This window comes from Lampropedia cohaerens, assembly GCF_001005215.1.
Taxonomy (GTDB): Bacteria; Pseudomonadota; Gammaproteobacteria; order Burkholderiales; family Burkholderiaceae_C; genus Lampropedia; species Lampropedia cohaerens.
The window spans coordinates 1-22,444 of the sequence record NZ_LBNQ01000014.1; the positions used below are offsets into that span (position 1 = coordinate 1).

Below are 22,444 nucleotides of genomic sequence, written 5' to 3' on the forward strand. Positions count from 1 at the left end.
CGCATCGGCGACGCGCCGATGCTGCCTGAGCTGCTGACGCAGATCCCGGCAACTGAAGCCGTGGCGACGGTGAGCGGCGATGGTGCCTATGACACCAAGGCCTGTCATGCCGCGATTGCGGCACGCGGAGCCGCCGCCGTGATCCCGACCCGCAAGAATGCGCAGACCTGGAAAGGCAGCAGCGCGGGCGTCGAGGCTCGCAACGAAACCTTGCGATCAACCCGGCACCTGGGCCGGACGATCTGGAAGAAATGGAGTGGTTACCACCGGCGCAGCCTGGTGGAAACCAAGATGGGTTGCTTCAAGTTGCTGGGCGAGCGGGTCATGGCCCGAGATTTCGACCGCCAGGTGACGCAGCTTCAGGTGCGCGCGGCGATCCTGAACCAGTTCACGCGCTTGGGCACGCCACACACGATACGTGTGTCCTGAGCAGACTGGGGAAAGGGGTAGCTGCGCTCAGTGGGGCAATTGCGCAACAGCGCCCCCAGGGTGGCAAGCGGGCCATTGCACCCCCGCTCATAGGGCTGTGCTCGGTGCTCCTTCCTCCGGTCGCTATGGCGCTGATTCAGAACGCGGCCAATAAGGCGCAGACGGCGATCTAGTGCCCTGTCCAACAAATTCGCTGCGCGCAAGACGTTGCCGGCGCCGAATGAAAGCACCGCTGCTGTGCCTCGCGCGGAAAGGCACTGAAAGCCCGCGCATGTACTGTGCGCTGTTGTGCGATTGCAGCCTTGAGGCAGCGGAGCAAACGCCGGGAAATTCCTTCTGATACGCGGCGGCGTGGCGGCACGCAGCAACACCGCCTCAGAGCCTATTTACGCGCGACGCCAACATGTGGCACATCCTGTTGAACAGCACTCAGCAGGGCGCGATTGCCGACGACCGCCATGTCGGCCTCGTCATCAATATGATCCGTGGGGCGATCTGGTACAGGCTGGTGTTCGACAAACCGCTGGACGACGCATTCGTTGATGCTCTGACAGGACTGGACGCACGCATGGACTTGGCATCTGGCCAAGGCCCATACCGTCTGGAAGGTCCGCCAGGGCGTCAGGCCACCCGGCCGTGCTACCACTTGCCCAGCGCCACTGCCAGAATGCCGGCGGCAATCAGGGGGCCGACCGGCACCCCCTTGAAGAAGGCCACGCCGATCACGGTGCCCACCATCAGACCCGGCACCAACCCAGGGTTGCTCATCATCAGCGGCACGCCCCGTCCACCAAGCCAGGCCACGCAGATACCTACTGCCACGGCCAGCAGCGATTTCCAATGGGTGAAGGCGCGCATCAGATCCAGCATGGAGATCTTGCCGCTGGCAATGGGCGCCATCACTCCCATCAGCAGGATGATGATGCCAATCGTCAGGCCGTGCCTTTCAATCCATGGCAGTGCCTGCTGCAAAGGCGTCAGACGAATCAACAGCAGTAGTAGCATGGCAATGGCCACCGCCGTGTTTTGGCTGATGATGCCGACTGCGGCGATGAGCAGCAACACCAGCAAGGTGGGATCAAATGCAGGCATAGGACGGAAATCGAAAGGCAACTGCCGCGAATGCGACAAAGCCTGCACTATCGCACGATTGGCCCCTGCGTGGCGCACCGGCCCGTACACTGGCAGGCTGTTTCGCACCGCTGGCAAGAATCTGTTCGACGCCCTGCGCGCAGGGTGGCGCGTGGAACGACGACGCCAGCACGGTGCACCGCACTGAGGAGGAATGTTCGCCATGCAACCGGCCTGGGTGATTCTGGTCTCGCTGCTGTATGCGGGCTTGCTGTTTGCCGTGGCCTGGCTGGGTGACCGCCACGCGGCCTTTACGCAGCATCGGCATGTCCGCCCGGCGGTGTACAGCCTGGCACTGGCGGTCTACTGCTCGTCATGGACCTTCTATGGCGCTGCGGGCACGGCGGCGATGTATGGGCTGGGCTATCTGCCGATCTACCTGGGGCCGATGCTGATGCTGCTGCTGGGCTGGCGCCTGCTGGAGCGCCTGGCCACAGTGGCACGCGCGCAGAAAACGGTCTCCATCGCGGATTTCATCGCATCCCGGTTCGGGCGATCACAACGGTTGGCGGCGCTGGTCACGGTGGTAGCGTTGGTGGCGGCCATACCCTATCTCGCGCTGCAATACAGGGCGGTCGCCAGCAGCCTGGCGGTACTCACGGGCATGGAAAGCAGCCCGACTAGGTTTGCCGATCCTGCGTTCTACATTGCTGCCATCATGGCGCTGTTTGCCATCTTGTTTGGCACGCGCCGCGCCGATGCATCCGAGCACCGCCCCGGTCTGATGCTGGCGGTCGCACTGGAATCGATTGTCAAACTGCTGGCACTGGTGGCTGTCGGCGTGTTCGCCGTCCTGTTCTTCCAGGATCGCCCGCACAACGCCGTGCAGGCCGTCGCCCAGCTGCTGGAGAACACCACGCCTGTGGGTTTCGCGACGCAGACGCTGTTGAGCTTCGCCGCCATCATTTGCCTGCCCCGCCAGTTTCACATTGCCATTGTCGAGTGCGGTGATCTGGCTGACATTCGCCGCGCGCGCTGGTGGTTCAGTGCCTACCTGCTGATCATCAGCCTGATGGTGCTGCCCATTGCCGCTGCCGGACTGGCCCAGTTCGGCATGCGCAGCCAGATCGCGCCCGATGCCTTCGTGCTCGCGCTGCCCATGGCACTGGGCCACGACACGCTGGCGCTGGCTGCCTACATTGGCGGGTTCTCCGCGGCCACTGGCATGGTGATCATGGTCAGCGTGGCGCTGTCGAACATGGTCAGCAATGATTGGGTGATGCCGCTGCTGCTGCGCCGGCACTGGCAACGTGCCAGCGGCAGTGCCACGCCACACGATGCCGCCATGGCGCACACGGCCAGGCAGGTGCTGTGGGTGCGCCGCATCACCATCGTGCTGTTGGCCCTGCTGGCCTATGCCTACTCCCTGGGCATGGACCAGCGCATGCAGCTGGCAAGCTTTGGGCTGTTGGCCTTCGCCGCCGTCGCCCAGTTCGCACCCGCGCTTGTGTGTAGCCTGTACTGGCCTGGTGCGAGCCGCCGCGGCGTGGAGCTAGGCCTGCTGGCGGGTTTTGCCGTCTGGCTCTACACGCTGCTGCTGCCCAGCCTCGCGGAAAGCGGCTGGCTGTCCGCAGGATGGCTGGCCAGCGGCCCGTTCGACATCGCCTGGCTGCGCCCCTACCAGCTTTTTGGCGCCGTGGGTTGGGATCCACTCACGCATGGCGTGTTCTGGTCCTTGCTGGCCAATCTCGCCACTCTGGTGCTGGTGTCGCTGCGCTGGCCTCCGGGCCTGAGCGAGCAGATGCAGGCGCAGCCGTTTCTCGCTCCCTACGCAATGCGCGGCACGGGTGCAGACAGCACAGACCTGCCATCGCATCGTGGGCGCATTCGCGTCGCCGACCTGCAAATGGTGGCCAGCCATGTCGTCGGCGCACAGACGGCGGCACGCGCGTTCGCTGCCCAGGCCCAACAACAGAATCTGCAGTTGACGGCTGACTCGATCGCCGACCGACCTTGGCTGCGCTTTACCGAACGCCTGCTGGCCGGTGCGGTGGGCGCAGCGTCAGCGCGCATGGTGATGACGCGCGCGCTGCAGGGCTCCGGGCTGGAACTGGCAGCCGTTGTGGCCCTGCTTGACGAGGCAGGCCCTGAGATGCGCTTTAACCGCGACATTCTGCTGGCAACGTTGGAGAACATCGACCCCGGCGTTAGCGTGGTGGATGCCGAAATGCGTCTGGTGGCGTGGAATCGTCGCTACGAGCGGCTGTTCAACTATCCACCCGGCATGCTGTACGTAGGATGCAATGTGGCAGAGCTGATTGCCTACAACCTTCAATGCAATCCACTGGGTCTGGCCAAGCCCGCGCCTGCGCCACAGGAGATCGCCACGCAGGTCGACAAGCGCATTGCGCTGATGCGCTCGGGACGCAGCTATACCTACGTGCGCGCGCTCAATGACGGGCGCTACATCGAGATGCGCGGCAACCCCCTGCCCAGCGGCGGCTACGTGACTGCCTACAGCGACATTACCGCTTTCAAGAACGCCGAGCGCGAGCTGCGTGAAATCAACGAGACGCTGGAGCAGCGCGTGGCCGAGCGTACCCGCGAGGTAGAACAGGCCCATGCCACGCGCTCACGCTACCTCACCGCCATCAGCCATGATGTGCTGCAGCCCATTCATGCTGCACGACTGTTCGCCACTGCCCTGCAGGACGAACAGAACCCGGCGCAGATGCGCCATCTGGCCGAGCGCGTCGACGCTTCGTTGACGGCGGCGGAGGAATTGCTCGATGGCGTACTGGACATCTCACGCCTGGATGCGGGCGCGCTGCAGCCGCAATGGCAGCGCGTGAACGTGGCCCAGCTGCTGCAGGCCTTGTTTGACCAATACGCACCGATTGCTGCCAAGCGCCACATCGCCTGGCAGCTGCGCTGCAGCACGCAGCGTGACCGCCTGTGGGTACGCAGCGATCCGCGCATGCTGCGCCGCATCGTGCAGAACTTCATCGCCAACGCGCTGCGCTATACCCAGCATGGGCGCATTTTGATGACCGCCAGGCCTGCCGGCAACGGAGTACGCATCCAGGTCTGGGACACGGGCCCCGGCATTCCGCAGGTCCATCTGGCGCGCATCTATGACGAATTTCACCGCTACCACCAGGTGTTCGACTGGGATGGCCGCGGCCTTGGACTGGGCCTGTCGATCTGCCAGCGCATCTCGCGTCTGCTGGAGCATCCGCTCGAAGTGCGCTCACGGACAGACCATGGCAGCGTGTTTGGAGTATGGGTGCCACATGCCCCCGCCACGGATGCGACAGAATGTTCCTCCACCCTGCGCACTCCTGCCGCGCCCCGAGCGCCTGCGACAGGCGCCGACCTTGCAGACATGTGTGTGCTCTGCCTGGACGACGATCCGGACATTCTGCAAGGCATGGCGGCGCTGCTGGCGCGCTGGGGCATTGCGATGCGCAGCGCGCTGACATTGCAGCAGGCCTTGCAGACCCTGCAGCAGGGCTGGCGCCCAGACTGCCTGCTGATCGACTACCACCTCTACGACCAGCTCGATGGCCTGCAGGCGCTGGCACGGCTGCGCCGGCTGGCTCCCGGTGTACCTGCCGCGCTGATTACCGCCAATGGCAGCGACACGCTCCAGCGCGAAGCCGCACAGCACCAGTGCACTGTGCTCACCAAACCCGTCAGGCCCGCTGCACTGCGAGCGTGGCTGATGGCACAGCGGCGGGCTAGCCGAAGCAGCTAGGGCCTGTGCCACCCAAGGCGATGCGCCATGGCCACGGCCTCGGTACGGTTGGTCGCACCCAGCTTGCGCAGCACGGCGGACATGTGCGCCTTCACGGTCGCCTCGGACGTACCCAGATCGTGGGCGATCTGCTTGTTCAGGCGCCCGGCGGCCACCAGCTGCAGCACCCGCATCTGCTGCGGTGTCAGCGTCGCCAGCCGCTGCGCGGCGTCCTTTTCCTCGTCGCCTGCGCCACCCTCGGCTTGCGCCTGCCCCGGGAACCACGGCTCGCCATCAAGCACCTGCTGCAGCGCGGCAGCCAGCGTGGTCACATCGCTGGACTTGGGGATGAAACCAAACGCGCCATGGTCCAGCGCACGGCGCATCGATTGGGCATCCTCGTGCGCGGAGACAATCACCACCGGCAGCTGCGGATGGCGCGCCCGCAGCCACACCAGCTGCTCGAAGCCGTCGCTGCCGGGCATGGTCAAGTCCAGCAGCAACATGTCCGCCTGGCCATGCCGATCGACCACCGCATGCAGCGCAGGCACATCATGCGCCTCGGCGATCTGCGCATCGGGCCAAAGCCGGGAAATGGTGGTGCGCAGTGCCTCGCGAAACAGCGGGTGGTCGTCGGCGATCAGGATCGTGGGCATATTTACATCTACGCAAATGCTGCCAGCGGGCAAAGTCCCTATTCTCGCGTGCAGCGTACACATATGCCAAGCACGTCGCAGCGATTGCCGCGCATCTGACCAAGCGCGCGGCGCACACGTGCGTTAGCCGACGGTAAAAAACGCCGATGCGCCAGAGCCTGGGCTCCGGGGCATCGGACGTATGTCAGAGGCGAGGTCGCGCACAAATGCGCGCTCGCCAAGGCACGCGTCGCTCAGGTGTTCAGCCGCTCACTCACCAGTGTGTCAACCACGCTCGGATCGGCCAGCGTGCTGGTGTCGCCCAGCTGGTCGGGCGCGTTTTCCGCGATCTTGCGCAGAATGCGCCGCATAATCTTGCCCGAGCGCGTCTTGGGCAGTGCCGGCGCCCACTGCAGGTGGTCGGGCGTGGCAATAGGGCCGATGACCTTGCGCACATGGGCGATGAGCTCCTTGCGCAGCTCGTCGCTGCCCTCGACCCCCGCAACCAGCGTGACGTAGACGTAGATGCCCTGGCCCTTGAGGTCGTGCGGATAGCCCACGGCGGCGGCCTCGGCAACCTTGTCGTGCAGCACCAGCGCACTTTCCAGCTCGGCCGTGCCGATGCGGTGGCCGCTGACGTTAATCACATCATCGACCCGGCCCGTGATCCAGTAGTAGCCATCGGCATCCCTGCGGCAACCGTCGCCCGTGAAGTACATGCCAGGATAGGCCTTGAAATAGGTATCGATGAAGCGCTGGTGATCGCCGAACACCGTACGCGCCTGGCCGGGCCAAGAATCGACGATCACGAGATTGCCCTCCCCCTCACCCTCGACGAACTGGCCTTGCGCATCCACCAGCGCTGGCTGCACGCCAAACCAGGGCCGGGTGGCTGACCCTGGCTTGAGCGCCGTGGCACCAGGCAACGGCGCGATCATGATGCCACCGGTTTCTGTCTGCCACCAGGTATCTACAATTGGCAGCTTGCCATTGCCAACGACCTCGTGATACCAGCGCCAGGCCTCGGGGTTGATCGGCTCGCCCACCGACCCAAGCAGCCGCAGCGACTGGCGGGAGGTCTTCTTGACCGGTTCCTCTCCCTCTCGCATCAGCGCACGAATCGCCGTCGGCGCGGTGTAGAAGATGGTGACCTGGTGCTTGTCAATCACCTGCCAGAAGCGGGCACCATCCGGGTAGCTGGGCACCCCCTCGAAGATCAGCGAGGTGGCGCCATTGGCCAGCGGCCCGTAGACGATGTAGCTGTGGCCCGTGATCCAGCCAATGTCAGCGGTGCACCAGTAGACATCGTCCTCGCGCAGGTCGAACACGGTTTCGTGGCTGTAACTGGCATGCACCAGATAGCCGCCGGTGGTGTGCACCACGCCCTTGGGCTTGCCCGTTGAGCCAGAGGTGTAGAGGATGAACAGCGGATCTTCCGCGTTCATGCGCTCGGGCTCGCATTCGGTGGACTCGGCGGCGGTGATCTCATGCAGCCACAGGTCACGTCCTGACTGCATGACGATGTCGCCACCCGTATGCCGCAGCACGATGACTTTTTCTACCGTGTCCGTGCCCTCTTGCTGCAAGGCCGCATCCACGTTCGCCTTGAGCGGAACCTTGCGCCCGGCACGCAAGCCCTCGTCGGCGGTGATGATGACCTTGGCGCTGCTGTCGCGCACGCGGTCGGCCACGGAGCCTGGAGAAAAGCCGCCAAATACCACGTTGTGGATGGCGCCGATGCGCGCGCAGGCCAACAACGCAACGGCGGCGTCAGGCACCATCGGCAGGTAGACGGTGACGCGATCGCCCTTCTTCACACCCAGGCGCCGCAGTGCGTTGCCCAACCGAGCGACCCGTTCATAGAGCTGCCGGTAGGTCACCTTCTCACCCGGCTGGTTCGGATCGTCGGGCTCCCACAGCAGTGCCACCTTGTCGCCTCGCGTGGCCAGATGCCGGTCCAGGCAGTTGACGCTGACATTGAGCTCACCATCGGCAAACCAGCGGATGTGAAAGTTCTCCGGATCAAAGCTCGTGTCCTTGACGACCGTCGGCTCCTTGAACCAGTGCAAACGCTTGGCCACACGTCCCCAGAAAGCGTCGGGATTCGTGACGGACTCCTGGTACATCTGCGCGTACTGCTCGGCAGTGATGGTGTTGGGGCCGGCAAGGGCCGGGTTGACTGGGTAAACGTCTTCGCTCATGGACATGTCTCCAATAATCAGTTGTCGATGAATCAGGTTCCGCCTTCAGGCCGGCCGCTTTCGCTAACGGGCGCCCGTGCTCACATCCACAGGGCCCTGGAATCTGCGCTCAATGGGCACTGGCAGACGAAGCACCGATGCCGGTCTGGCTGCGCACCGTCAGGGCGTCAAACGCTGCCCGCTCACGCACCGCACGCGCGGACTTGTCCGTCACGGAGAAGAACCAGATTGCGATGAACGCCAGCGGAATCGATACGATACCCGGATTCGGGAACGGCGTGATGGGTGTGGCGAATCCGAACACGTCCACCCACACCGTCTTGGACAGCACCACCCAGAGGGTTGCCACGACCAGTCCGATAAAGCCGCCCAGCGTGGCACCACGCGTGGTGCAGCCGCGCCAGGAAATGGACAGCACCAGCACCGGGAAGTTGGCACTGGCAGCAATCGCAAACGCCAGCCCGACCATGAACGCCACATTCTGGTTCTCGAAAATGATGCCCAGCAAGATGGCAATGACCCCCAGCGAGATCGTCGAAATCTTGGAAATACGCATCTGCATCTTCTCCGTTGCCCGGCCGCGGGCAAACACATTGGCGTACAAATCGTGCGAAATCGCTGCGGCGCCAGCCAGCGCCAGACCCGCCACGACGGCGACGATCGTCGCAAACGTCACTGCGGCCAGGAAACCCAGCAACAGGCTGCCACCGACCGCATTGGCCAGGTGCACCGCCACCATGTTGGTGCCGCCGATCAGGGAGGTGAGCATGTCGAAACTGCCATCCGGATTGGTCGCGTAGTACTCGGGATGCCGCACCAGCAGTGCGATGGCGCCAAAGCCGATGATGAATGTCAGCAAGTAGAAGTACCCGATGAAGGAGCTGGCATAAATCACCGATTTGCGCGCCTCCTTGGCGTTCGAGACGGTGAAGAACCGCATCAGGATGTGCGGCAGACCTGCCGTACCCAGCGCCAGCCCAAGCCCCAGTGACAGGGCATTCCATGGGTTGCTGATGAGCGACTGGCCGGGCGCCATGATGCTGATGCCATTGGGGTGCGCAGCCACCGCTTCGGCAAGCATGCGATCAGGATTGAAACTGAATGCCGCCAGCACCAGAAACGACATCAGCGTCGCGCCAAACAGCATCAACACCGCCTTGATGATCTGCACCCAGGTCGTGGCCGTCATGCCGCCGAATGTGACGTAGATCATCATCAGGCTGCCAACGATAACGACCGCCAGCTTGTAATTGATACCAAACAGCAGCACGATCAGCTTGCCAGCGCCCACCATCTGCGCAATCAAATACAGCGCAATGATGATCAGCGAGGCGCTTGCCGCCAGCAGGCGAATCGGCGTCTGCTCCATCCGGAAGGACGTGACGTCGGCAAAGTTGTACTTGCCCAGATTGCGCAGCCGCTCGGCGATCAGGAACATCACCACCGGCCAGCCAAACAGGAAACCGATGGCGTACACCATTCCATCGAAGCCACTCACGTACACCATGCCAGCAATGCCCAGAAAGGACGCCGCCGAGAGATAGTCTCCGGCGATGGCAAGGCCATTCTGAAAACCGGTTATGCCACCGCCTGCGGTGTAGAAATCCGAAGTCGTCTTGGTCTGCCGTGCGGCCCAGTAGGTAATGCCCATCGTGCCCACGATGAACACCAGAAACATCACGATGGCAGGCACGTTCGCCTGCCCCGGTGCGGCTGCATAGGACGCACCTGACACGGCCATCAGACCGGCAAAGAGAGCGAGGGTCTTTTTCATTGCACGTCCTTCAGAATGGCTGCCAGCATTGGATCAAACACCTTGTTGGAGATGTACACGTACAGGCTGATCAGCACCACCGCGCTGATGCATACCAGTACGGCGCCCAGGACGCCGTAACTCAGCGTCAGATTGCCCACGGGCTGCCCCATCACGTCAGGCAGAAACGCCAGCGTGAGGATGTAGCCCGCATAGATGATCCATGTGATCGTGAAAAAGACCAGGCTGGTGCGTCCGCGTCGTGCCAGTAACTCCTGGTAACGCGGATGCCGCAGCACGCTGGCCACCACCTGCTCGGATGTACTCATTGTCCTGTCTCCTTTGGCACTGCGCGGCGTCAAGGCCCGACAGTGCATTCTTGATATCACCCCCCATGCGCACTGGAAGGGCCGCCTTTTTCGGAGACTTCAATGTACCGGCGCACCGGCGCGCCAACCAGACGACTTTGGTAGTAAGGGTCAGTCCGGATGCCAGGCGCAGCGCACCTGATTCGGCTTCCGCACGCACCGCTTCGCCCTGCCTGAGCCGGTAACGTGCCCCTGCCTGCGCCCTGGACAATAAAAAAGCCCTTGCGAAAACCGACCCAAGGGCTCAATGAGATCTGGAGGCGCGGCCCGGAATCGAACCGGGGTAAACAGATTTGCAATCTGAAGAAAATTTCAGGCACCTCAAGGCGATAGATCAGTGAAAGTCTGACTCTCTCTGATGCCTCACGGCCAAAACAGTCACTGTGTCATTGGGCTCGATCTCAAATAGCGCCACATAGCCCGATGAACCAAAAGAGATAACAAGTTCTCGCAGGAAAGGATTGCCGTCCTCCACTTTCCTGCAACTGTACGGCAGTATCTTCAGAAACTCGATGCCCTTCATGATGGCCGAAAGGGCGCGCTCGGCCACATCAAAATCAGAAGCGTCACGTTCAAGAAGGAATTCGTACAGGCGTCGCAAGTCCTCTTCGGCATCTTCCGTAAAACGAACCGAATACTTCATGCGTTGGCGCGCTCGTCTTTTGCCTGCTGCAGGCGCTGCCTGAGCTTGCCTACCACGGCATCCGCATCCACATAGCGGCCCGTCGCTCGCGCCTTATCTCTGGATACCAAGGCACGTGCTAAAAAGTCCGCTTTGGCCTGGCGCAGGGCAACCTGGCTGCGCACTGCCTTCTCAATGAACTGCGACAGGCTCTCGCCCTCTTGCAGCACACTTTCAGTGTCTTGACGCAGTTGTGGGTCGACTCTCAAAGATGGAAAAGTTGCGGTTTTCATAACAGCCCTTTGCATTGCAATTGCAATGCAATCTAGCATAGCAGCTAACTTGCTGCAAGGCGCTTGATCTGTAAGGCTGTCAATCAGGGCGGGGGGAGCTGTTAGGCGGTGGAAAAGTCGTCGCACCCGAAGGGCTGTCCACGGGCCGTTATCCACGGGCGCAGCCGGTGGGTAACGGACGGTGGGCAGGACGGCTTTTCCACGGTCAACGGCGCTGGGGGCGGGGCTCCGCCACCAGGCCGCCGAACAGGCGGCAATAGGTAGTTTCAAGTCCCCTTCCCTGCTATCCTTTGCGCATGCCTACGCCAAAACCTATTGCCACTAAAACTCCTCCTGCCACCCCCGAGGAGGCGATCGAACGCTACGCAGTGATGGATAGGGCGATCCGACAAACAGGCATCCAGATTGATGAACTGGAATCTGCGCTTGGGATGTACATGATCGGCTTTCACTTCGGGTGGCGTGTACTGGTGGTCGTGCATAACAAACGCACGATTGCCAAGTACGAAGACATCTTAGGCATCAAAATTCGCGAGGTGTTTCCGGAGTACGGCCCAGATGCCGATCGCACCAATGCGTACAAGATCATTCAGTCTGTTTCCAACTTCTGGAAGCTTGTCTCCGGAGACATCAAGCCCCCTGATGGTCTGGACAAGCGCGGACTCGCAGAATAAAGGGTATGCAAACACCTTGACAGGGTAATAAATATCCTTTCAAATAAAGGGTATGTCATACCCTTTATTTATCCCTGCTGCGAAAACGCCTACTGCACAATCCAACGTTGATTCCTTGCGACGGCATGCGCCTGCTGGCGAGCCGCCGACTGCCGCGCCGAGGGGCCCCGCTTGCGGGGAGACTGGCGCGGCATCGGGGCGCTCGCAGGAAGCGGGCGGAACGCCTGCTTCTGGGCTTGTCAACACTTCAACAAGTGCGACGTCGTCTCCTGAATACTTGGAGATAGATTCCAAAAAATCCCGGATTCAACGTCTTCGCAGAACCATTCCCGCAGCAGCCAACATCCTGCAGCAGGAGCTGGGGCCAAGACGCTTCAAGCCTGCCATGGTCACATTGACCTATCGGGATGTGGACGGGTTTGAGGCATGCCACATTTCCCGATTCTTGGACAGCGCACGCAAGTGGATGGCTCGGCGCGGGCATACCCTGCATTACGTTTGGGTGGCAGAACTGCAAAAGCGTGGCGCGTTGCACTATCACGTGCTGATCTGGCTGCCCAAGGGGCTGACCCTGCCCAAACCCGACAAGCAGAGCTGGTGGCCGCACGGCATGACCAAGATCGAGTGGGCACGCAATGCCGTGGGCTACATGGTCAAGTACCTTTCCAAGATGGACAGTGGCGGACTGTTTCCGCGAGGGTGTCGCCTGAGCGGTCGAGGGGGCCTGCCCAAAGAAGGCCGCGCAATCTGTCGTTGGTTGAACTATGCAGGCTGGCTTAAACGTCTGGCAGGGGTCAATACACCCATCAAACGCATCAAAGGCGTGGGGTTGGTCAACATCGAAAGCGGCGAAGTGTTGCCAAGCCCCTGGCATGTTTTCTTCAGCAAGGGCAAGGTGCTTGCCATCCAAATGTTCGCGTACGCGGGCGGTATCGACCACAAGGGGCCGTACTCAATGCTGGGAGATGCGCATGCCTGAGCCGCCAATCGGCAAGGTCGTGCGCATGTACCAGAAGGGCAAGACGTGGTACCACGTCACTGCTGGACGCAATCGGATCTGGACGCCATTGTCCGAAGATAAGCAAGAAGCGCTGATCTTATGGGCACAGGTGGAAGCGCAGTCCGCACAGGGCGCACCTGATTCTCTGGCAAACGTGGTTCAGCGTTACATGCGCGAAGTCATGCCCAAGAAGGCTGCACGCACACGCAAGGATAACGAGGCCGAGGTGCCAAACCTTCTGAGGGCATTTGGTGCCATGCGTGTGGGCGATATTCAGCCCTTTCACGTGCGCCGCTACATGGATGCAAGGGGCGAACAAGCACCAGTGCGCGCCAACCGTGAAAAGGCTTTGCTTTCACACATCTTCAACAAGGCGAGGGAATGGGGTTACACCAACGCAGCCAATCCGTGCCAGGGCGTGCGGGGGTTTCGAGAAGCTGGCCGCTCACGCTATGTGCAAGACCATGAATTCAAGGCCGTCAAGCGCGCGGCAAAGCCCGTCATTGCCGATGCCATGGACTTGGCCTATTTGACGGCACAGCGCCCAGCAGACCTGCTCAAGATGCGCTGGTCGGACATTTACCGCGGCGCTCTGCACGTACGGCAGAACAAGACGGGGGCGCTTTTGTCCATCGAGGTAAGCGGTGACCTGGCCGACGTTCTGGAACGCATCAAGCTGCGGCGCGGTCAGGAGATTGGTGAATGGCTACTACAGCGCGAAGATGGGCAGCCGTTGAGCTATCCGGGCCTGTTCAAGGGCTTTGAGAAAGCGCGCAAGGCAGCCGGCGTGTTCTTCCAGTTTCGCGACATCCGTGCCAAGGCTGCTACGGACTTGGGCGATCTGGCCCATGCACAGCAATTGCTCGGGCACTCCAAGAGGGACATGACGGAACACTATGTGCGCTCGCGCCAAGGAGTGCACGTTGCGCCGCTACGGCTCCGGTAGGAAGGTGTAGAAGAAATGTAGAAAAGGGCTTACCGGAAAACCGTGTAAGCCCTTGATTTATTTGGAGGCGCGGCCCGGAATCGAACCGGGGTAAACGGATTTGCAATCCGGTGCATAACCACTTTGCTACCGCGCCAGGTTTTTCCGCATGGTGCGGAAAAGCGGCGATTCTACACGACTCTGACCAGAGCGCTGGCGAGGCAAAAAATCCCCTCCATGCGCACTGCGGCGCCGCGTCTGCCCGCGCGCATCAGGCCTTCTTGACCTCTTCCCGGTAGACCAGCAGCGGGGCCTTGCCTTCGGTGATGGTCGACTCCTCGACCACTACTTTCTGCACGTTGGTCATGGACGGCAACTCGTACATCGTGCTCAGCAATGCTTGCTCAAGGATTGAGCGCAAGCCCCGCGCACCGGTCTTGCGAGCGATTGCCTTGCGCGCAATGGCCCTCAAAGCTTCCGGCCGGATCTCCAGTTCCACGTTCTCCATGGCAAACAGCTTGGCGTACTGCTTGACCAGCGCGTTGCGCGGCTCGGTGAGGATCTTGACCAAGGCCTCCTCATCCAGCTCGGACAGTGCCGTCACGACGGGCAGCCGACCGATCAGCTCGGGAATGATGCCGTACTTGATCAAATCCTCGGGTTCGATCTCGGCAAACAGCTCGGTGACACTGCGGTTTTCCTTGGACTTGACCGCAGCTCCGAACCCGATTCCGGAGGCCTCGGTGCGGTTCTCGATGATCTTCTCCAGGCCAGCGAATGCACCGCCGCAGATGAACAGGATGTTGGTGGTGTCGACCTGCAGGAAATCCTGATTCGGGTGCTTGCGCCCGCCCTGCGGCGGGATGCTGGCCATCGTGCCCTCGATGAGCTTGAGCAGTGCCTGCTGCACCCCTTCACCAGAGACATCGCGGGTGATCGACGGGTTGTCGGCCTTGCGCGAGATCTTGTCGATCTCGTCGATATAGACGATGCCGCGCTGCGCCTCCTCGATCTTGTAGTCGCAGCTCTGCAGCAGCTTCTGCACGATGTTCTCGACGTCCTCGCCCACATAACCGGCTTCGGTCAGGGTCGTGGCATCGGCCATGACGAATGGCACGTTGAGCATTTTTGCCAGGGTCTGCGCCAGCAGTGTCTTGCCAGAGCCGGTAGGCCCGATCAGCAGGATGTTGCTCTTGGTTAGCTCGACATCATCCTTGCTGCTGCCGCTCTGATCCTTGTGCCACAGGCGTTTGTAATGGTTGTACACCGCCACCGCCAGCGCCTGCTTGGCCTTTTCCTGACCAATGACATAGTTGTCGAGGTTGGCCTTGATCTCGGCCGGCGCGGGCAGATTCGGGCGCGACGCGCCCCCTGCTGCTTCCTCGCTGCTGGCTTCGTCGCGCACGATTTCATTGCACAGGTCAATGCATTCATCACAGATGAATACCGACGGCCCGGCAATCAGTTTCTTGACTTCATGCTGACTCTTACCGCAAAACGAGCAGTAAAGGGTTTTCTCACCAGCGCTTTTCTTCTCTGCCATGCGGGCAATACCTTCTTCAGTTCAGGATGGGCAGAGGCACTATTCGCCAGGCGCCTCTGCCGTCGGATCGGGACTGTGCCGCTGGTGTCGCAGCATACATGCCCCGCTCCGGCAATTCAGGCAATCTTCGCCACAGCAGGCGAAGATTGCAATGGGCCGTTATAACGCAAAACGCCATGTGGCGCACCCTGCAAACGGCTCAAGGGGGCGCACATGGCACGAATGTGTGGTTTTGCGCAGACCCCCCGATGGGGGCCGAGGCGCGTGAGCGCGCCTGACGCGTCAGCTGCGTTTTTCCACTACCTGATCCACGAGGCCATAGTCCTTGGCCTCCGGAGCGGTCATGAAGTAGTCCCGCTCGGTGTCATGTTGGATCTTCTCGTACGGCTGACCAGTACGCTCGGCCAGGATGCGATTCATCTGCTCCTTGGTGCGCAGAATGTCACGCGCATGGATTTCGATGTCCGTTGCCTGACCGCGCGCGCCTCCAAGTACCTGATGGATCATGATCTTCGAGTTGGGCAGTGAATAGCGCTTGCCCTTGGCCCCCGCAGCCAGCAGGAACGCGCCCATGCTGGCGGCAAAGCCCAGACACATGGTCGAGACATCCGGCTTGATGAACTGCATGGTGTCGTACACCGACATGCCGGCAGTGACGCTGCCACCCGGCGAGTTGATGTAGAGCGAGATGTCCTTGTCGGGGTTTTCGCTTTCCAGGAACAGCAGCTGTGCCACAACGAGGTTGGCGGTCTGGTCATTGACTTCGCCGACCAAAAACACCACGCGTTCCTTGAGCAGGCGCGAATAGATGTCAAACGCGCGTTCACCGCGGCCCGACTGTTCGATGACCGTGGGGATCAGCCCCAGGTTCTGCATTTCCAGCATGTTCATGTTCTCTCTCCTAGTGAGCGCGGCGTTTCCACACTGCGGGGGCATACCGCACCCCATGCAAGCATGGTACAAGAATTGGATCGGCAGCGCGGCCGCAGCCTCAATCTGCCCCGCCAACTCCCCAACAAATAAGGGCTTGTGCACGCTGACACAAGCCCCTGCCGGCAATCTACTGTTCGGCCCACCGGCCCAGGCGGGCCAGAATCAGGCCTGTTGCGCGTCCTGCTCGGCCGATTCGGCAGCCTGTGCGGGGTTCATCAGCTCGTCAAAACCGATGGTCTTATCCACTGTCTTGGCCTGGCGCAGCACGAACTCGGTGACATTGTTCTCGATGACCACAGCCTCCACCTCGCCCAGGCGCTGGCGGTCGCTGTAGTACCACTTGACGACTTCATCAGGCTTTTCATAGCTGGCGGCAAGCTCCTCGACATGCGCGCGCACCTGATCGGGCGTAGCCTGCAGCTCATTGGCACGCACCAGCTCGGCCACCACCAGACCGAGCCGGACACGGCGCTCGGCCTGCGGGCGGAAGATCTCGTCCGGGATCTGCGACTGCTCGACGTTCTCCACACCGCGCTGGCGCAGCTCGTCGCGGGCGCCTTCACGCAGGCGCTCGATCTCGGCCTGCACTGCGGCGTTGGGCAAATCGAGCTCAGCCTTGGTCAGCAAGGCATCCAGCACGTTCTGCTTGTTGCGCGCCTGCACGCGGAACTTGACCTCGCGCTCCAGATTCTTGCGGATGTCCGCGCGCAGTCCCTCGACCGTGCCGGCCTCCACTCCCAGCGCCTTGGCGAAGGCATCGTCAACGTCGGGCAGCTCGGCCACTTCGATCTTCTGCACCGTTACCAGGAAGTCGGCCGTCTTGCCAGCCACTTCCTGCCCATGGTAGTCAGCCGGAAAGGCCAGCGGGAAGGTCTTGCTCTCGCCCACCTTCATGCCGCGCACGGCATCCTCGAACTCCTTGAGCATCTGGCCTTCGCCCACCAGGAATGCAAAGCCCTCGGCCTTGCCACCGGCAAAGGCGTCGCCATCGATCTTGCCTTCGAAATCAACGGTGACGCGGTCGCCATCCTGCACCGCCTCATCTTCGCCGCGCGGCGCAAAGGTACGGCGCTGCTTGCGCAGGATGTCGATGGTGCGGTCGATCGCGTCCTCATCCACGGCCACACTGATACGTTCGATCTCCAGATCGGTCAGATCGCCGATCTTGACTTCCGGAAACACTTCGAACACCGCCTCGAAGTCGAGAAAGCCTTCGGCCGCGCCTTCCTTCTCGCTGATGCGCGGCTGGCCGGCGATGCGCAGCTGGGCCTCGCTGGCGGCCTGGTTGAAGGCCTCGCCCACCTTGTCGTTGAGCACTTCGTACTGGATGGCGCTGCCATAGCGCTGGGCCACCACCGACAGCGGCACCTTGCCCGGCCGAAAGCCGTCCATCTTCACCGTGCGGGCCAGGCGCCGCAGGCGCGCCTGCACCTCATCCTGAACGCTGCGCACAGGCACATTCAGCGTGATCTTGCGCTCGAGCTTTTCCAGTACTTCCACATTGACTGCCATGAAAACTTCCCTGTAAGGCCGACGCCGCGCCATCGGCAGCGCCACACTGCCCGGCCTGAGCCGCGCCATTGAAAAATCCGTGAGCGTTCGCCCCAAAAAACCGAACGGTCCACCACAAAAGCTGGTGCGCGGGGGGGGACTCGAACCCCCACACCATTGCTGGCGTCAGGACCTAAACCTGGTGCGTCTACCAATTTCGCCACCCGCGCAACGCTTTACTGGCTTTGGCACCAGTAAAACCGGCCGATTCTACAGATGTTTGCCAGCGCAGCCAAAAATCTGCATCGGCACTGGCGGCGTCGTGCGCCTTACATCACGCCGCCTGCCTCTCGCGCCGCACCCTGAACCAGGCCGCATACATGGCCGGCAGTGCCAGCAGTGTCAGCACGGTGGCCACGATCAGACCTCCCATGATGGCAATGGCCATCGGGCCCCAGAACACACTGCGCGAGAGTGGAATCATTGCGAGCACCGCCGCGGCGGCCGTCAGCGCGATCGGCCGCAGCCGGTGCGTGGCCGCGTCGATGATAGCGTCCCACGCCGGCACGCCCGCAGCGCGCTCCATCTCGATCTGGTCGATCAGAATCACGGCGTTGCGCTGGATCATGCCCATCAGGGCAATTACACCCAGTAGCGCCACGAAACCAAATGGCTTGCCCGACAGCAGCAATGCTGCGGCGACGCCGGCAATCCCCAGCGGGCCAGTGAGGAACACCAGCAAGGCGCGCGAGAAGCTGTGCAACTGAATCACCAGCAGCGTGAAAATGATGAACAGCATCAGAGGCACGCCTGCAGCGATGGAGGCCACACCCTTGGCGCTCTCGGCCACGGCACCGGCCACTTCAATGCGGTAGTCCGTATCGCCTTCGGCGTGCCACTGCCGCTCCAACTGCCGCAATTTCGGCAGCAGTGCCTCGCTGACGGTGGCGCCCTGCATGCCCTCGACCACATCGCCCTGCACGGTAACCGCATATTCGCGGTTGTAGCGCCACAACACGCCCCATTCCCAGGCAAGCTCCGGCGAGGCAATCTGCGACAGCGGAATAGCCCCGCCGAACTTGGTGTTGATGTAGGCATTGCCCAGCGCCGTAAGGCTCTCGCGCTCCTGCAACGGTGGACGCAGCACGATGTCGATGAGCTCATCCCCCTCACGGTACTGGCCAATAGTCTCCCCTTCCAGAATCAACTGCGTGCCGCGCGCAATGGACTGGCTGCTCACGCCCAGGGCCAGCGCCTTGTCCTGATCGACGTTGAAGCGCCATGCCTTGATCGGCTGGTTCCAGTTGTCATTGACGCCGCGCATGTCAGGGTGATCGGCCATCAGCGCGCGCACCGCATCAGCATGTTTGCGCAGCTTGGCGGGATCAGGCCCCACGACGCGAAACTGCACCGGATACGGCACAGGCGGGCCCATCGGCAACAGTTTCACGCGTGCGCGCGCCTGCGGCAGCTGTTGTGCGAGATAGCCCGGCAGCGACTGCAGCAGGACATCGCGCTCGTGCAGCGACTGCGTCTGCACCATCAGCTGCGCAACATTGCTCTGCGGCAGCGTCTGGTCCAGCGGAAGGTAAAAACGCGGCACCCCCGAGCCGATCCAGGTGGCGACATTGCGCACACCGGGCTGACCATGCACCAATGCCTCGGCGCGCAGTGCAACCTGCTCAGTTGCCTGGAAGGAAGCGCCTTCGGGCAACCAGAGATCCACCAGAATCTCCGGACGATTGGAGTCGGGAAAAAACTGCTGTTGCACCCGACTCAGCCCCACCAGACCCGCGGCAAAGATCAGCAGCGTGATGCCGATGGTCAGCCACCGGTGCACGAGGCACCCATCCACGATGGCGCGAAAGCGCCGGTAGAACGCAGTGTCATAGACGTCATGGCCAGCCTCGCCATCCTGCGTGGCGTCCGCCTGCGTGGCCACCGCGGGACCGCCGCGGTTCATCGGGTGGTGCGCGTATTCGTCATCGGCGCGGATGGCCTGCACATGTGCCGGCGTGCGTAGCAGCAGCAGCCCCAGATAGGGCACGAAGAACACCGAGACGATCCACGACAGCAGCAGCGCCACCACTGTCACGCCAAAGATCGCGAAGGTGTACTCGCCGGTCATCGACTTGGCGATGCCGATGGGCAGAAAGCCGGCAGCGGTGATCAGCGTGCCCGTGAGCATGGGCTTGGCGGTAATGTCGTAGGCAAACAGGGCCGCGCGAAACTTGCTGTAGCCTTCTTCCATCTTGCGCACCATCATTTCAACGGCGATGATGGCGTCATCCACCATCAGCCCCAGCGCGATGATGAGCGAGCCCAGCGACACCTTGTGCAGGCCGATGCCCCAGTAAAACATGGCCAGGAATGTCAATGCCAGCACCAGCGGGATGGTGATCGCGACGACTAGCCCAGGACGCATGTCCAGTCTATAGCGGCGCCACCACGGCTGCGTTCCGGAGCGCTTGTGCAGGCCCAGGCTGAGAAAGCTCACCGCAAGCACAATGGTCACGGCCTCAATGAGCACCTTCACGAACTCGTTGACGGCGCCGGTCACCACTTCCGGCTGGTCCTGCACGTTGTCCAGCACCATGCCCGCAGGCAGTAGCGGTGCCAGGCGGCCCACCTCCTCATGCAGCGCCTTGCCCAGCGCCACGATGTCGCCGCCCTTGGCCATGGACACGCCCAATGCCACCACCGGCCGCCCTTCGAAACGTACCTTGACAGAGGGTGGATCCTCGTAGCCACGCCAGACCCGTGCAATATCCCCCAGGCGCAGTTGCTGGCCACTTGCCGCGCGGATCGGCATCGCACGCAGGTCCTCCAGCGCTTCGAACTGACCTTCGATGCGCACGCGCACCTGTTCGTCAGCGCCATGCACGCTGCCTGCCGATGCCACGGCGTTCTGCTGGCCCAGCTGCTGCAGCACTTCGTTCATGTTCAGCCCCAGCTGTGACAGACGCTGCTGCGGCGCCTCGATGTAGATGCGCTGCGGCTGCTCGCCAAACAGCTCCACCTTGGCCACATCCGGCAAACGCAGCAGGCGCTGGCGCACCTGCTCGGCCACGTCCTTCAGCTCGGCGTAGCTGTAGCCATCGCCCGAGAGCGCGTAGATGACGCCAAACACGTCGCCAAACTCATCCATGAAGAATGGCCCCTGCACGCCTTGTGGCAGCTGCCAGGCCATGTCGCCAATCTTCTTGCGCACGGTGTACCAGAGCTGGTCGATCGCCTCAGGCGGACTGTTTTCCGCCAGCTGGAAGATGATCTGCGACTGGCCGGGCTTGGAGTAGCTCTCGATCTTGTCGGAGTACGGCACCTCCTGCAGGGTTCGCTCCAGCCGGCTGGTAACCTGCTCGGTGACCTGCTCGGCCGTCGCGCCAGGCCAGTTGGTCTGCACCACCATGGCGCGAAAGGTAAAGGGAGGGTCCTCATCCTGACCGAGCTGGAAGTACGCGGCCAGGCCCAGCAGCATCAGCACCACCAGCAGGTAGCGCGTCAGCGCCGGATGCTCCAGCGCCCACTTGGAAACGTTGTGGCGGGATACTGGCGGACTGGTGCTCATGGCAGCTCTCCGCTGCCGGAAGTGCTCGCTGCAGGCGCATCCGACGGGTCGGCAGCAAAGCGCACCACACGCTCGCCATCATGCAGCACATGCACGCCAGCGGCCACCACCAGCTCCCCATCCTCCAGCCCGTGCGTCACCACCCAGTCATTACCCTGAACGCCAGCAAGTTCCACGGTACGTTCATGCACCGTCTGCGCAGCGGCGTCAAACACCCAGACGGCGTTCTGGCCGGCATCGTTGCGCCACACGGCCGCGCTGGGCAACAGGATGTGCGTTTGCCCGTCGATGCGCTGTGGCCAGTCCACGGTAACCGTCGCCCCCAGCGGCGGCTGCGGTTCATCGAGAATTTCCACTTTCACGGCAAAGGTGCGCGTGGCCGGATCGGCACTGGCGGCGATCTCGCGCACGCGCGCCTGTTGCACCGTTGTGCTGTCAGCCCAGGCCCGCACTGTCACGCGCTGGCCCACCTTGACCTGCGCCACGCGCTGCTCCGGCACCGCGAACGCCACGTCGCGCGCGCCATCGCGCGCCAGTCGCACCACCGGCGCGCCTGCAGCCACCACCTGCCCCGGCTCGGCCAGCGTTGCCGTGACCACGCCATCGGCATCGGCCAGCAGCCGCGTATATTGCGCCTGGTTGCTCTGGGCGGCCAGCTGCGCGCGCGCCTGCTCGACGCGCGATTCCGCTGCCTTCAACGCGGCAATGCGCCGATCAAGTTCCGCCGCGCTGATGAAGTTCTGCGCGCGCAGCTCCCGATACCGCGCCAGATCAGCCGCCTGCAGGTCACGCTCGGTGATGGCCGCGCGCAATTGCGCCTGTGCCGCGGTGGCAGACAGTTGGAAATCCGTCGCATCCAGTTGCGCCAGCAGCTCGCCGGCGTGCACGCGCTGGCCCTGCATGACCGGGCGCTGCAGCAGCTTGCCGGCGACACGAAAACCCAGATCCGCCTCGCTGCGCGCCGTCACCACACCGGCATACTGAATGGGCGCCCACACGTTCTGTGCGCCCGCTGCGATGACTTTGACCGCGCGCACCGGCGCTGGTGCCGGCTCCGGCGGTGCACAGGCGGCAAGAAACACCGCGACCACCGCGGTGACAAAGACTTGATGCGGAAAGCGCAACATCATCGTATCCGTGCTTGAAGAGAGGATCCTGAACAGGCTCTGGCCACGGCCAGAGCCGCAGCCTACACTGCGACG

The 22,444-nt window shown here is 62.4% G+C and carries 17 protein-coding genes and 3 tRNA genes; 5 read left to right on the forward strand and 15 right to left on the reverse strand.

Features of this window, described 5'->3' with window-relative positions; translation table 11 throughout:
• Window positions 1–429: IS5 family transposase (locus AAV94_RS03420; RefSeq protein ID WP_046740683.1), on the forward strand; the 429-nt coding region annotated here is incomplete at its 5' end.
• A gap of 639 nt (window positions 430–1,068) precedes the next feature.
• Here the strand turns inward: AAV94_RS03420 and AAV94_RS03425 are convergent.
• Window positions 1,069–1,521 carry a DUF441 domain-containing protein gene (locus AAV94_RS03425; RefSeq protein ID WP_046740940.1) on the reverse strand — a complete coding sequence of 151 codons (453 nt, stop codon included), beginning with the start codon at window positions 1,519–1,521 and terminating at the stop codon, window positions 1,069–1,071.
• 202 nt (window positions 1,522–1,723) lie between these two features.
• Between AAV94_RS03425 and AAV94_RS03430 the strand changes: the two genes are divergently transcribed.
• A complete protein-coding gene (locus tag AAV94_RS03430) occupies window positions 1,724–5,257 on the forward strand; it encodes a hybrid sensor histidine kinase/response regulator (protein ID WP_046740970.1) in 3,534 nt (1,177 codons plus the stop codon).
• Here the strand turns inward: AAV94_RS03430 and AAV94_RS03435 are convergent.
• The 7 genes from AAV94_RS03435 to AAV94_RS03460 form a co-directional block, all read right to left on the reverse strand.
• Window positions 5,254–5,892: a response regulator transcription factor gene (locus AAV94_RS03435; RefSeq protein ID WP_046740941.1), complete on the reverse strand. Its 639-nt coding sequence runs from the start codon at window positions 5,890–5,892 to the stop codon at window positions 5,254–5,256. The genes AAV94_RS03430 and AAV94_RS03435 overlap by 4 nt on opposite strands.
• Before the next feature lie 233 nt (window positions 5,893–6,125).
• Entirely contained in the window at window positions 6,126–8,078 is a 1,953-nt protein-coding gene (gene acs / locus AAV94_RS03440; RefSeq protein WP_197407996.1) for an acetate--CoA ligase, read from the reverse strand.
• A gap of 103 nt (window positions 8,079–8,181) precedes the next feature.
• Window positions 8,182–9,846, reverse strand: coding sequence for a cation/acetate symporter ActP (gene actP, locus AAV94_RS03445; RefSeq protein WP_046740943.1), 1,665 nt, complete (start codon window positions 9,844–9,846; stop codon window positions 8,182–8,184).
• A complete protein-coding gene (locus AAV94_RS03450; protein ID WP_046740944.1) occupies window positions 9,843–10,154 on the reverse strand; it encodes a DUF485 domain-containing protein in 312 nt (103 codons plus the stop codon). The genes actP and AAV94_RS03450 overlap by 4 nt, the downstream gene beginning before the upstream one ends.
• Window positions 10,155–10,448: 294 nt before the next feature.
• A tRNA-Ser gene (locus AAV94_RS14815) sits at window positions 10,449–10,564 on the reverse strand.
• Window positions 10,528–10,836 carry a type II toxin-antitoxin system RelE/ParE family toxin gene (locus tag AAV94_RS03455; RefSeq protein ID WP_046740945.1) on the reverse strand — a complete coding sequence of 103 codons (309 nt, stop codon included), beginning with the start codon at window positions 10,834–10,836 and terminating at the stop codon, window positions 10,528–10,530. The genes AAV94_RS14815 and AAV94_RS03455 overlap by 37 nt, the downstream gene beginning before the upstream one ends.
• On the reverse strand, window positions 10,833–11,108 hold the full coding sequence (locus AAV94_RS03460; protein ID WP_046740946.1) for a YlcI/YnfO family protein: 276 nt from the start codon (window positions 11,106–11,108) through the stop codon (window positions 10,833–10,835). The genes AAV94_RS03455 and AAV94_RS03460 overlap by 4 nt, the downstream gene beginning before the upstream one ends.
• 296 nt (window positions 11,109–11,404) lie before the next feature.
• Between AAV94_RS03460 and AAV94_RS03465 the strand changes: the two genes are divergently transcribed.
• From AAV94_RS03465 to AAV94_RS03475, 3 genes are all read left to right on the forward strand, one after another.
• The gene (locus tag AAV94_RS03465) at window positions 11,405–11,782 is read left to right on the forward strand and encodes a hypothetical protein (RefSeq protein WP_156454326.1); all 378 of its coding nucleotides are present in this window, start codon (window positions 11,405–11,407) and stop codon (window positions 11,780–11,782) included.
• Between the two features lie 385 nt (window positions 11,783–12,167).
• On the forward strand, window positions 12,168–12,761 hold the full coding sequence (locus tag AAV94_RS03470; protein ID WP_156454327.1) for a rolling circle replication-associated protein: 594 nt from the start codon (window positions 12,168–12,170) through the stop codon (window positions 12,759–12,761).
• Window positions 12,754–13,728 (forward strand): tyrosine-type recombinase/integrase, encoded by a 975-nt coding sequence (locus AAV94_RS03475; RefSeq protein WP_231731214.1) that lies wholly within the window; start codon window positions 12,754–12,756, stop codon window positions 13,726–13,728. Before AAV94_RS03470 ends, AAV94_RS03475 begins: the two co-directional genes overlap by 8 nt.
• Before the next feature lie 62 nt (window positions 13,729–13,790).
• Here AAV94_RS03475 and AAV94_RS03480 read toward each other — a convergent pair.
• From AAV94_RS03480 to AAV94_RS03510, 7 genes are all read right to left on the reverse strand, one after another.
• Window positions 13,791–13,864: transfer RNA gene (locus tag AAV94_RS03480), tRNA-Cys, on the reverse strand.
• Window positions 13,865–13,978: 114 nt separating this feature from the next.
• Window positions 13,979–15,250 carry an ATP-dependent Clp protease ATP-binding subunit ClpX gene (gene clpX / locus AAV94_RS03485; RefSeq protein WP_046740949.1) on the reverse strand — a complete coding sequence of 424 codons (1,272 nt, stop codon included), beginning with the start codon at window positions 15,248–15,250 and terminating at the stop codon, window positions 13,979–13,981.
• 282 nt (window positions 15,251–15,532) lie between these two features.
• Window positions 15,533–16,141, reverse strand: a complete 609-nt coding sequence (gene clpP / locus AAV94_RS03490; protein WP_046740950.1) for an ATP-dependent Clp endopeptidase proteolytic subunit ClpP — start codon at window positions 16,139–16,141, stop codon at window positions 15,533–15,535.
• Window positions 16,142–16,345: 204 nt separating this feature from the next.
• A complete protein-coding gene (gene tig / locus AAV94_RS03495; RefSeq protein ID WP_046740972.1) occupies window positions 16,346–17,695 on the reverse strand; it encodes a trigger factor in 1,350 nt (449 codons plus the stop codon).
• A gap of 122 nt (window positions 17,696–17,817) precedes the next feature.
• A tRNA-Leu gene (locus tag AAV94_RS03500) sits at window positions 17,818–17,904 on the reverse strand.
• 104 nt (window positions 17,905–18,008) lie between these two features.
• Window positions 18,009–21,242 carry an efflux RND transporter permease subunit gene (locus AAV94_RS03505; protein WP_046740951.1) on the reverse strand — a complete coding sequence of 1,078 codons (3,234 nt, stop codon included), beginning with the start codon at window positions 21,240–21,242 and terminating at the stop codon, window positions 18,009–18,011.
• The gene (locus AAV94_RS03510) at window positions 21,239–22,372 is read right to left on the reverse strand and encodes an efflux RND transporter periplasmic adaptor subunit (RefSeq protein WP_052754894.1); all 1,134 of its coding nucleotides are present in this window, start codon (window positions 22,370–22,372) and stop codon (window positions 21,239–21,241) included. The genes AAV94_RS03505 and AAV94_RS03510 overlap by 4 nt, the downstream gene beginning before the upstream one ends.
• Between the last annotated feature and the right edge of the window lie 72 nt (window positions 22,373–22,444).